Below are 12877 nucleotides of genomic sequence, written 5' to 3'. Positions count from 1 at the left end.
TAGGTTATACAATTTAAAGAAATAATACCAGTTCAATCATATTAAATTAGAATAATACATTTATTCAGTATATTTAGACTATACTTTCATATAGGTATTTGCTAATATATTTATAGGAGGTATATTAAGGGGAGGAAAAATTTTGAAGAATTTTTGTTCTAACTTAATTAGTCGAAAAGTTTTGTTAGTGAAATCAGCTTTTATCGGGGATCATAAATCAGAAATCATGACAACGAACGGTATTATTTATTCGAATATGTCCGTACTTAACCTGCTTAATAACGCTTGTATCCGCTATGCTTCCACTTTAGAAGGTCGTATACATGCTGCAAAGGTAATGATGAATTATGCGCATAAAACACCAGTGATTATTGCTCCAAACGAAATCGGCGCATTCCCAACGACATCCTATAAAAATGTAGACTGTGTCTGGATTTTTAATCATCTATTTTCGGTAAATGATTTAGGAAACGGTATATCCCAGATCGTATTTAATAATGGAATTCAGACTACAGTAAGAGTTTCCAAGAATGTTTTATTAAAACAACAACAACGACTTCATACGCTATTAAATATATTTAGTAATCTCGAGCGTGAAGGTTAAGGATTAAGCTGTAAAAAAATCAATATATCTCCTGATGTTAATCAATGAAGAAAAGTGGCTAGGTTTCATCATAGCCATTTTTTTTATGTCTATTTTTTCTATTAGTCTTTTAAAAAGTGTATAGAACTTCTAGCCATACTCTCCGTTTCATAGTAGCAAACTATCTATTTATCCACTCGAACATCTATTACATTCTGTCTATTCTATAGGTACCTAGGAATAACCGAATCGTGCACGACTCAAAAGGAAGCCATGTTGAGAGAGTTTGAGGATATACTTACACAGTATGAGCCAATGATTTCAGCCTGTATGCGCAAACTGAATATCTATAAAAATCATGAACTATATAAACAATCGGGAAGAATAGCTTTATGGAGGGCTTGGATGAAATTCGATGAGCAAAAAGGTAACTTCCCCCCTTATGCCTACCGCAGTATATATGGGGCAATGCTAGATGAGTTAAAAAAGGAAGTACATCGGGAAGAATATATCGATCCAGTGGAAGATGAAAAACTAGCGGTTATTATCGAACAATCATTTACGACAAGTTTCATCCATGAAGAGTTGGGCGACGTAATCGACAAGCTATCACGTACCGAACAGGATTTACTACTTTGGATTTTTGTCGAAGGAATATCTCTTTCTCAGGCTGCAGACCGTGCTGGCATCACTATCTCCGGTATAAAAAAACGACGAGAACGTCTGTTGAATAAGCTTAGGGAAAGGTTGGCTTAGGTCTATTATTAGTAATAAAAATCAATAACCTTCTTAGCCAATGCGAAAAATCCCTGAAAAGCAATGTTGCTCTTTAGGGATTTTTATTTACCTTCATATTTTCTAACATTTACCACAACGAAAAAACTTTCCAATTAAAATTAAAAAAGCAACTAAAGATTTACTCTAGCCGCTTTTCTATCTCCTATTCTATTAAATGTTTTTAAACGGTAAAACGATCGGGTGCAACTTTCTTTTTAATCTTCATAGATATAAAATATATTGCTATCGAAACGAATAGTGATTGAACAGCAGGTAAACCCATCGGACTAACATATTGTGTAATGTAACCGACAATAACACCTGCCACGACTGCAATGGTTGCCATCCAGTTCCAGCCTGGAATGTCTTCCCACTGTTGTCTACGGATGAAGAAAAAGTCACCCATCATAACTCCTGCAATCGCTGGATATAAAAGTGCTGTTAAATATAAGAAGTCTTCAAAATATTGTAGAATACCCATTAATGCTATGATGATGGCAATGATTGTACCGATTAATGTAAGGAGTGCTCTACCTTTACTTGAGTTAACATTTAATACGTTGGCTAATGCCAAGCCCATACTGTAATTATTTACAAGCTGAGATGTCCAAGTAGCCAGCCATAAGATTAGAAAACCCCATACAGGAAATCCAAGGTTCATCATTACATTTACAATATCCGCATCGCCGACTCCAACAGACATGATTGCCCCAACAATAAATAAAGGAAAACCAATTACAACGATACCGCTTGGAATAATCCAGTTATCTTTCCATGTTGGTTTTGCATAACGCGTATAGTCAGAGGCAATTACCCATTGAGAAACATTCACCCCAATTACTAAGCTAATCGCAGTAAAAATGGTCATCGTAGGTTCAGGGCTCCACGATACAATCGTATTCCAACCTGTATTTTTAAATGCTAGGTAAATACCACCAATTATTAATAAAAGTCCAGAAGGAACAGCTAGGTAATCTGTCCACTTCATAGAGTCATATCCTATAATAGAAGGTAATGCAAAAAGGATTCCTGCAATCGTTGTTACAATCGCCCAGCCAATCCAGTTAGTTTCGTAGTCAATCCCAATCATTGCGGACATCGCATTTCCCGCCACGGCAGTTTGAAGTGCCCACCATCCGAGAGACACGATGAAAATTGTTAGTCCTACTATAACTTTTGCTTGAACCGATCCAAAGCTTGCTTTAGCTATTACGGAAGAAGATCGACCAGTTTTCGCACCAATATAGCCTTGTAACGTGTTTCCAGTCCATTGAAATACAAATAATGCAATAATAAGAATTAGCAATATTTTACTTAAACCAAAACTAGCTGTAAGTGCTGCCCCTACCATTAATACTGGTATTGTAAATTCTAAACCTCCAAAAATCATTGCCGGCGTTATCCAGTGCTGACGATCTTTTTCAGGAATTGCCGAAAGAGCTGGGTCATTTCCTAAAAAGGATTTCTTCTCTGCTGACTGATTTTTGTCCATTTTATTTCACCCCTTTTATATTTGTATAATAATCGAAGGTATTTCTACCTTCGATTTCTATATTTAAGCTTTCACTAATGCAAATACTAGTTCGACTGATTCTTCACCATTATTCACACACCAATGCTGTTCACCTGCGGGAATAAAAGATGCCTCTCCAGCACTAATTTCATATGCTTCTCCATTTGATTCACCACGTAGAGTTCCTTTTAATAGATAGGAATACTCTTGCTCTTCATGTGCATTGGTCCCTTCGGAAGGAAGACGCTCCCCTGCTGGTATTGTTACATAACCAAATTTAACTTCTGCATTTGGATATTGATCGTGGAATAAGTTTTGAACAATTTCATTCGATGCTTGTAGTGTTGTTTTTTTCATCATGTGATTCCCCTTTAATCATTTTCTACCTGCTAATTCCTCATATTCAAATGTATCCCCGTTTACTTCTACTAAAAAATACTGACGCGCTTCTTCAACGGTGAAGTACCCATTTTTCACATCTTCTGCTACTTGTGCAGCCGGTCGTTCCAAAGGATTACCATAGCCTCCACCTGTTCCCGTCATCAGCTGAACTACATCATTCGTGTTTAGTTTGTATCTTGGGTAAACACCATAAGGACCATCTACTTCTCCAGACGATTTTTTTACATAGAATTCGTTCGGAGACCCATCATGACCTTTATCGATTCCCCATGGTAAAAACTTATTGCGACCAAATGTCACAGTTACCGCCTGCCCATCTGAGAGAGCACGATAAGAACGAATAACACCTTTACCACCGATAAATTTTCCTGCTCCTGCCCCATTTCCATCTTGGCGAAGACTATACTCATCTAGTAGTACGCCATATCTAGTTTCTGCAACCTCAACTGGTACATTATAAGTTTCCCCATCTGAGAAACAGAATTGTCCAGAAGCTCCGTCCTTATCTATAGAACCTCCCCACCCACCAACAGATGGTTCGACGATTAGAAAAGGTTCGTCTGTATCCTGATGATTACCGGACAATGTTACCGCACAAACAGATAAAAACTGTCCTGCATTTAAACGAGACGGGATGTGGGGAGCCATCGCTTTCCAAACTAAATCTAAGCTGCCCAAGAGTGTTTCAAAATAATTGGATACTGGTACTGGACGCTCAGCTGACATTATAGATTTGGTATCTACTATGATTTTCAACGGACGGAAAACACCATCGTTTACGTCTTGTGCAGGGTTTGTAATTGCAAGGAAAATTGCACGTACAGCTGACACAAGCCCTGTGTAAGAACAGTTCATTGGTCCTGGCACTTGTGGTGAACTTCCTCTAAAATCACAAATAAATTCATCATCTGTGATGGTAACCTTTACTTTGATAGGGAAAGGACCATTGCCAATACCATCTGTATCGATAAAATCCTCCGCATAGAAATCACCCTTCGGTAATTTCTTTAACTCTTGACGAGAAATGAGCTCTCCGTGATTAAGATGATATTCAATCGCTGCTAAAATCGTTTCCATTGAGTGTTTCTCACATAATTCTCTTACACGTCGCTCCCCTGTACGAAGTGCGGCAACCTGTGCAAACATATCTCCGAGAGATAAGTCTGGAAAGCGAACGTTTGACCGTATAATTTCTACAATTCCTTCATTCAACTTTCCTTCGTCATAAAGCTTAATGCAAGAAAATTGAAGTCCTTCTTGGAAAATATCTACTGAATCATTTGTAAACGATCCCGGATCTTTCCCTCCCACTTCTGTCCAATGGGCTTTATTCGCAGAAAATGCTACGAGCTCTCCCTGATAGAAAATAGGCATAACTAGACCAACATCGGAAAGGTGAGAACCCCCTCCTTGGTAGGGGTCATTAATAATAATGATGTCTCCTTCTTTCAACTTTTCACCTGGATACTTATTTAGCGTTTCTTTTACCATAAACGTTAGCATCCCAATGAAACCTGTTACCCCGTTCCCTTGTGTCAATAAGTTCCCATGTGCATCCGTCAAACCACTCGCATAGTCAAGTACTTCATATATAATAGGACTCATCGAAGTACGCGCAAGTGCTACAAACATTTCATCCCCAGCTGATAAAAGAGAGTCTTTCACAATCTCCAAAGTAAATGGATCTAGTTTAGTCATCGTAGTCATGTTAGTTTTCCTCCTTCTCAATGATAATGTTTCCGTAATCATCCAAATAGAGTTTTTGTTGCTTATAAATAACCGTTACTGCAGCCTTTTCTTCCACAATTGCTGGACCTGTAATCGTTTGTCTAGTTGGTAACTTATCACGATCATAAATAGGAGTACTCACCCAACCATCTTCTTCATAGTAAACGTCACGTATTTCTTTCTTCGCTTCTTCTAGAGTTCCGGTTCGCTCTAATTTGAGTAGTTGTGGTTTTGGGACTTTTCCAAATGCCGTCACATGAATATTGACAATTTCGGTTTGTGCATCTGGTAAGTTGAATGTAAAGTTTTTCTCGTGTAGCATGTGAAAATCTTCAATTGCTTGCTGTTTTTGTGATTCCGTCCAATCACCGTTGGACACCGGGACTTTCACAGTATGCTCTTGACCAAGGTAACGCATGTCAGCAAAACGTTGGAATACTACATTACTAGCTTCCATCCCTTCTTCTTCAAAGTGAGCAAATGCATTACGCTCAATTTCATCCCATTGCCGATTGATTTCTTCGATGGTCAATTCATTCATACGTTTGATATACGTTTGAATATAGTCATGACGAAGATCCGTCATCAGCATTCCCCATGCAGAGAAAACTGGCGAAGCAACTGGAATAACTACTTTCTTCACTCCAAGTTCTAACGCTAGAGCCGGTGCGTGCATCGAACCACCACCACCAAAGGCAAGCAATGTAAATTCCTGTGGATTATGACCTTTTCGGATAGAAATGAGTTTTAGTGCATTTAACATATTAGAGTTCGCTATTCGAATAATGCCAAGCGCTGCTTCTTCAGCCGATATACCAAAATGATTGCCTATTTTTGTAGAAATAGCTGACTTCACGTTTTCTAAATTTACATCATAATCGAAATTCTTGGATGAAAGTCGACCAGTTAACAAGTTTGCATCTGTTGTCGTCGGCTCCGTTCCACCTTGTCCATAAGCAACAGGGCCAGGGCTTGCCCCTGCTGATTGAGGACCGACCTTTAAAGAACCTGCTTCATCTATCCAAGCAATCGATCCACCACCATTACCAATTTCCACAATATCAACAACCGGTGTTTTTATCGGATAACCAGCATTGCGGCTATCTTTTTCAATATAATAATCGGTAGATACTTTCACCTCTCCATCTTCGATAAGAGAACATTTAGCTGTTGTTCCTCCTATATCAAACGCAATAATATTTTTCTCTCCGATCATTTCACCTAAAACTGCTGCGCCAAGAATCCCTGCAACCGGGCCAGATTCAACCATGTTAATAGGAGACTCCTTCGCTTTTGCAAACTTGGTTGTGCCGCCGTTTGATTGCATAATATAGCGTTGGTCTATTTCCACTTGTTGTCGCAATTCCTGCTCCAGACGATCGATATATGTTGTAGCGGCAGGTTGAACGTATGCATTTAACACCGCTGTATTTGTTCTTTCGTATTCACGCCACTCTTGCGTAATATCACTTGACGCAGTAACTTTCACCTCAGGCCAAATTTCTTTTATCAGTTGCACTGTTTGTTGTTCGTGAAGAGGATTTACATAGGAATGAAGGAATGATACGGCAATTGCCTCTACTCCCTCCTGTTTAAAATAATCTACCGCTTCTTTTACCTCTTCCATATTCAGTTCGGTCAGAACCTCTCCTTTATAGTTCAACCGTTCGCTTACCTCTTTTCGCAAATAACGATCAACGAATGGTTTTGGTTTATCATATTTAACGTTAAATAAATCTGGTCTATTTCCACGTGCAATCTCTAATACATCTCGGAAACCTTTTGTCGTTATTAGTGCTGTTTTTGCCCCTTTTCTTTCGGTTAAAGAATTAATGATTACGGTCGTCCCATGAATAAACATGGTGAGTGGAGATTTATTTATCCCACTCTTTTCAATCACATCTAGTACACCTTTTTCGAAATGTGGAGGAGTTGTATTACTTTTAGCAATACCAAAGTTCCCATTATCATCGACATACACTAAATCTGTAAAAGTACCTCCAATATCCGTCGCTACTCTCATTTTTCCCACTCTCCTATTATTATTAAATTCGCCTTAGCAATCATTTTCTTGTTGAATAAAATTAAAAAATAATCGGCGTAACTATACTTAATACTTCTGATTCTGTTGATAAGGGATTTTCCCATTGATGACTAATGCTCGAGGGAAAGTGAATCGTATCCCCTTCGTATAAGTGAAACTTCTCCTTATTTAGATAAAAAATAACTTCACCCTTTAGAATGAAATACATTTCTTCTCCGTTATGGCTGTATGGGTGATTCTCGTTCATATGGGGAGGAAGTGTAACAATTAAAGGCTCCAGTTTCCTTCCTGGAAATGTGCCAGATAATCTTGTATACAATTGGCTACCTAAATTAGTACTGAAACTATGACGATTTTCTTTACGAACGACAAAGTTTTGATGGTCACTCTTCTCAAGAAAAAAATAATTGATATGAATATTTAAGGCGTCTGAAATCTTCTTTAGTGAGGTAATAGATAATGAAGATGCGCCACGTTCAATTTGCGATAGGAAACTTAAAGACAATCCTGTTTCCTCACTTAAATCTTTAAGTGTCATATTTAGCTCTTGTCTCAAGGCTTTAATCTTTAGGTGAATATCTTCCATGAAAAAAACACTCCTTTGAAATTACAGTATTACTGTAATGATTATGAATATAGCATAATAGTTTTTAGAATGGAAGGACTATTTATAATTATCAGTCAACAATAAGCAAATATATCTAGTTCTTCTTTAAGACTAAATACATACTCCCGTTTGAATATAATTGAATCTTAAAGTCAAAAAGAGTCTCTAAAGACCGTTAAATACATTAAACGGACTTAGAGACTCTTCTAACTTATAGATATGTGATTGGTTTTATAATTTTTCTTTCAATTCATATACAGCTACAGTGCCTGATACTTCATGGGTCGCTATAAGTAATGCTTGGCCAGTTGGACTTTTATCAGCTGTTACAAAACGTAGACCTTCTGGAGAAACGTCCCCTTTTATATCAGCATTGAAATCACGACTAGAAATAAGTTTTACAAAGGAAGGCTTTAATGGATTGGATAGGTCATATACGATAATTCCGCTAACTCGCTCTAATGCGATGAATGCATATTGAGTACCATTCACTTCACCTGTAACGACTGTTTCGGGTTCTGGTCCTTTTGCAGAGCTTCGTTTATCGTATGCAATTTCTTCATTGTCTGTATTAAAATATTTAGGCATTGCAGCGGACGTGATTTTCTCAAATTCACTTCCACTATCAAAAACAAGGTCCATCGTTTTGGCGTCAAAAATGGAGAAGCTTCTAGCACCAAATGAATAAAGCGCTTCGTATGTCCCTTCTTTTGTCTGCCCATTCTCCAATGTTATTTTTGTTTTTTTCATATCCTTAAAAAGTCCATCCGCTACCATTTTATCTAATTCCTGTTGAGTAAAGCCTTTATAATTTTTGGCATCTAATTTTATCTTGTCCGCTATATCTCCGATTTCAGCTTCTTCGGAATATGCTTTATAAGCACGAGAATCTCCTTCATTTGGTGTGATAATATACGTTTTACCTTCAACCGTAAATGAATCAATTGCATCAGGCATATATAGCCCTAAAAGTGGAAGACGTTCAATTTTTGTTTGCCCATCACGCTTTCCATCTAGTTCGTTTCCAACAACTGAATGATCTTTAACGCCTAACCCCTGTACATGTAGTATTTTCTCAGTAGTTAAATCTACTGTTGCGATCGCATTATTTTCTTGCATAGAAACATAAGCAAACTTACTATCTACTGAAACTGTCACATATTCGGGTTCTAGTTGTTGAAGAACAGTCCCTCTTGAACTAACCCGTACTTTTTCATCAAGTGGTACATTTTTGAACGAAAGATTATTTACATTAAACTTAGAAGGATTTGAGACATCAATGATGGATATTGTTCCTTCAGGGTCTACTTTATAATCATCACTTGGTTCGCCTTCATTCGCAATGATTGCTTTGTTTCCATCCGGTGTAAAAGTAACCATATCTGGCAAAGAACCTACTTGTGCAGACGCTAGATACTTCCCTTCTTTAGTTAGAAAAACAATATAGCCAGGGTTAGTTTTAGGGTCACTCACAACGGAAACCGCCAGTAAATCTTTTGTAGGATGTGATGCAATACTCGTTATGTCCTTGACATTTTCGATACCAAAATCTTTTAGAAATATTCGTTTCGTCGACTGTATATTTTCAAAATCCTTCGATTTCAGTGAGTTAAATGAAAGAATATCGATTGCAGATTTCGCTCCATTCGTAACAAATGCTCTTTTAAGCTGTTCATCATACGCTAAGATTTCGGTCCCACCAATCCCAGATTTGCTATCGTATTGAGCAATTTGGGATACATCCAATTGTTTCTTGTTATACTCAAATAATGGTTGTTGTTCCTTAGCTAAAACATTAAAAGACTGACTTCCTACCAATAAAATACTAGCTGCCGTAAAACTCACCAGTAACTTCTTATTCAATTTCAATATTGCTTCCCCCTCTATTCTTCTCATCTAGATTAAGTATATATTCCTAATGTAAAGTCCACGTTAACTTACTGTAATTTTTTTGTTCAGGAAATTTCCACCTGTGGAGGACGAAGACTTGAAGGACTTTTGCGAATAAAGAAAAGCTAGGAATTTTACAACACGTCCAATTAATTTGGTGGCTCTAGCGGGTGAACTGGTTGCTTTTTAATCATATTCGGTCTATTTTTATCACTTACTAGATTTTCATCAAGTATATAGTCCCGTTCTATAAGTTCCAAGGACTTCATAAGAAGATCAAAACCTGTATCAATCGTTTTCTAAGTGCTTTGGGAAGACTTATGCTATATGATAACCGGCTTTTTTTAAGAGATGTTGATCATGACTAACGTCATGGTCAACATCTCTTTTCTCGGTAATCTTATGCCGTTTGACTGTCCGCCGCCCTTCTAAAAATTTAGGAACAGGTTTCTTTCATGTTTGTGTAAGGAAAGAAAAGATTACTTCCAAATGAATAGAGTAAGCTCTCGAAAATGCAATTTCGTTCGCAATTTCGCCTCTTTATTTGGTAAATACTAACTATTACTTTATAATTCCGCTACTCCTCATAGCAATCATCAATCAATGACAAAAGAATTGGGAGTACAATCACTCTATTGATTGCAGTGATAAGCGGTGCTTTTAGTTTTTATACCCACCTGAAACGAAATCAGTAGTATTACTCTCTCTTAAAAGTATTAGAAATTCAGTGTACACCTTACATTTTTATTTATAAAAAAAAGAATGTAACCAAAACTCCCTTTGGTTACACTCTCGAAATAAGTTTATTTTTCTAATTTAATATATCGGCTATAAACATAACCTGTTTTCCCTTTATAAGAAATTTTATACCAGCCTTTTTCTTCTCCAAGAATTGTTATTTCTGTATTTCTGGAGATTGCTCCTATTGATTTGCCGTTGTTTGCTGGCTTAGAGCGAACATTTAAAAAGTAGGAAGTAACAATCCCTTTATCTTTACTTACTGTCGGTTTCGTAACAGTAGGTTTCGATTTATCTGGTGCTGGTTTGCTTGGAATCGTCGGCTTTTCTACTGGTTTGTTTGTTCCTTTGTCAACTACCGGAGTATTCATCACTTTGACAAGCTGTTGATAAAAATCTCCTGTTGTTTTTACTTGTGAGAGTTTAGTAGAATCTACTTTTGCTTTTTGCGCTAACTCTTTTATCTCTTCTTTTGTTATTGCATCGTTTACATTGATGGAGGAAATGTTTGTAAATTTGCCATCTTCCGTTGTAGGAATTGCTAAGATGCCTTTATTAATAAGTTCCACAACAGCAGCACGTGCAGGTGAATTTGTATCGACACCTACGATTTCCCAGTTATGTTGGATAACAGGTTCATATTTACCTTTCATCTCATCTTTCAAATATCTAATTGCTAGATTACGGATAGTTCCTCCAGTTTCTCCATATGCACTCTCATCTTTCGATGACCAAATCATGTTAAATTTACGTCCTTCAAGTGCCTGCCCTTTTGATAGAAGGAAGTCCATTCTATACGCATTCATTCCAAGTTTCAGGTTATCTTCCATCTGGATAGGTGTTTCATCTAATTTACGAAGATTTTTTATTCTATTTCCTGGTTGCTCAGTTAAATCGATTTCATATTTAACATTGCCGAAAAAGTCATTCGTACTATATTTAGAAGCACGTCGAGTTTTATCAAAACTAATCGTCACATCTCCATCGCGTGTACTGTTAAAGTAACCAACAGCCCACTCCATATAGTCCTTTAAGTCTTTCCCAGTTACTTCATATACCGATACTTCCCCGCCGGCAAATTGATAATTATAAGCTATATCCTTTTTCTTGATAGGACCAATATCTAATAATGCTTTGTCGTTATCAATCTGATGTGCAACTACATCTGCCTTACTATAGTGTAGCATCACCTCATGAAAGAAGTCAGACAAAGGTGTCTCTTGAATTTGTACAGCAGGTATTCCATTAATTTCATTTTTAGGAACAAGATTTGTTCCTTTTAGCTGTGCTACTTCAATATTAGCATCTGCACGAGCGAACTCATGGTATGGTTTTAATATCTTTTCAAGCTCTTTGTCTGATTCAACAAATGTCCCATCTTCGTTCTTTACTGGAATAGTCGAAGCATCTTTATTTGTTAACGTCAGCTGCTCTCCTTGGCGGGTAAATGTTAAATCGATTCGTGAAATATGTGTTCCGTATTTGTTAGGTTCTGTTATAAGGATTCCGTTAACATCTTCTTTATTGATAAGTACATGATTGTGACCTGCAAATATCGCAGCTAGTTCTGGAATAGCGTTAGCCATTTCCTTTACGCCTGTTCCTGGATTACCGTTCTCATTTTCCAATCCCATATGCATCAGGCCAATCATTACATCTACTTTACCTTCTAATTCTTTCACTGCTTTTTTAGTTTCATCTACGGGATTTTTTACGACTAATCCTTCTAGATGATTTGTGCCTTTCTCATATTCTGTAATCATTGGAGTCACCATACCAATAATTCCGATTTTAACGCCTTCACGCTCGATAATTGTATATGCTGGTAAATAGCGTTCCCCATTTTCTTTATATACATTTCCAGCTAGTTTGGGTCCTTTAAATTGACTAGAAACTTTGTCCAATACGTCCAAGCCGAAATTGAACTCGTGATTTCCATATGTCCAGGCTTCATAACCCATTGCATTAATAGCAACGGTCATTGGTGATTCTGGTTGATCATTGAATAATTCCGCAGAGTTATCTTGTATTAAATCCCCGTTATCTAACAAAATAGTATTCGGGTTGTCTTTACGAATACCTTTTATAATTGTATGTAATTGAGTTAAACTTCCAGTTAGATTAGGACCATCAATCGCATAATCCCAAGGCATGAAACGCCCATGAATATCTGATGTAGCAAGGAGTGTAATATTAATCTCCTTTTCTTTCTCTTGTGCATTTACAGGTGTTTGCTTAACGAAAACCCCTGCTGCAAGTATCAATACCAATGCAATAAGTATGGACATGCTCTTTTTAAATTTACCCATTTTCCAAACCTCCCCCTTTTGTTCTGAATTTTAAGACTAACTGAATAAGTATAGCATTCTAGTGCTTTACTCACAATATAGCATTTATTATTAAAATCCTTACTTCTCTAAGGTTTTGGAAATCACTTGCTATTAGTTACATTATTTGAAGGTTAAGTAGATGTCTTGAACTATATCTCAATGAAGTTTCTATTCGACAATTGAAATTTCTTCCAACAATAAATATCTGATATATTTTTATTTATTTGTCCTATTTAATGTAAAACAAACGTACCGATAGTAATTA

The 12877-nt window shown here is 37.0% G+C and carries 9 protein-coding genes; 2 read left to right on the top strand and 7 right to left on the bottom strand.

The window, feature by feature from the left end; all coding sequences use genetic code 11:
- Nucleotides 1-142: 142 nt before the first annotated feature.
- Both FS486_RS15955 and FS486_RS15950 read left to right on the top strand, forming a co-directional pair.
- Nucleotides 143-604, top strand: a complete 462-nt coding sequence (locus FS486_RS15955) for a competence protein ComK (RefSeq protein ID WP_186321482.1) — start codon at nt 143-145, stop codon at nt 602-604.
- A gap of 252 nt (nt 605-856) precedes the next feature.
- A complete protein-coding gene (locus tag FS486_RS15950; RefSeq protein ID WP_260858132.1) occupies nt 857-1339 on the top strand; it encodes a sigma-70 family RNA polymerase sigma factor in 483 nt (160 codons plus the stop codon).
- A 202-nt stretch (nt 1340-1541) separates the two neighbouring features.
- Here the strand turns inward: FS486_RS15950 and FS486_RS15945 are convergent, their stop codons facing one another.
- The 7 genes from FS486_RS15945 to FS486_RS15915 all read right to left on the bottom strand — a co-directional run bounded on the left by FS486_RS15945 (nt 1542) and on the right by FS486_RS15915 (nt 12591).
- Nucleotides 1542-2852 carry a purine-cytosine permease family protein gene (locus tag FS486_RS15945; protein WP_144512759.1) on the bottom strand — a complete coding sequence of 437 codons (1311 nt, stop codon included), beginning with the start codon at nt 2850-2852 and terminating at the stop codon, nt 1542-1544.
- 63 nt (nt 2853-2915) lie between these two features.
- Nucleotides 2916-3230, bottom strand: coding sequence for a cupin domain-containing protein (locus tag FS486_RS15940; protein WP_260858131.1), 315 nt, complete (start codon nt 3228-3230; stop codon nt 2916-2918).
- A gap of 18 nt (nt 3231-3248) precedes the next feature.
- On the bottom strand, nt 3249-4982 hold the full coding sequence (locus FS486_RS15935) for a hydantoinase B/oxoprolinase family protein (protein WP_144512756.1): 1734 nt from the start codon (nt 4980-4982) through the stop codon (nt 3249-3251).
- Between the two features lies 1 nt (nt 4983).
- Nucleotides 4984-7026, bottom strand: a complete 2043-nt coding sequence (locus tag FS486_RS15930; RefSeq protein ID WP_144512754.1) for a hydantoinase/oxoprolinase family protein — start codon at nt 7024-7026, stop codon at nt 4984-4986.
- A gap of 61 nt (nt 7027-7087) precedes the next feature.
- Complete coding sequence (locus FS486_RS15925; RefSeq protein WP_144512752.1) at nt 7088-7633, bottom strand: helix-turn-helix domain-containing protein; 546 nt, start codon at nt 7631-7633, stop codon at nt 7088-7090.
- Nucleotides 7634-7885: 252 nt separating this feature from the next.
- A complete protein-coding gene (locus FS486_RS15920; RefSeq protein WP_144512750.1) occupies nt 7886-9523 on the bottom strand; it encodes a choice-of-anchor I family protein in 1638 nt (545 codons plus the stop codon).
- Nucleotides 9524-10347: 824 nt separating this feature from the next.
- Nucleotides 10348-12591 (bottom strand): 5'-nucleotidase C-terminal domain-containing protein, encoded by a 2244-nt coding sequence (locus tag FS486_RS15915; RefSeq protein ID WP_260858130.1) that lies wholly within the window; start codon nt 12589-12591, stop codon nt 10348-10350.
- Nucleotides 12592-12877 lie beyond the last annotated feature (286 nt).

The sequence above is a fragment of the Bacillus sp. FJAT-22090 genome, assembly GCF_007676755.1.
GTDB lineage: Bacteria > Bacillota > Bacilli > Bacillales_A > Planococcaceae > Psychrobacillus.
Note: the sequence above shows the minus strand (reverse complement) of the source record. Positions and strands in the feature narration are given on the sequence as shown.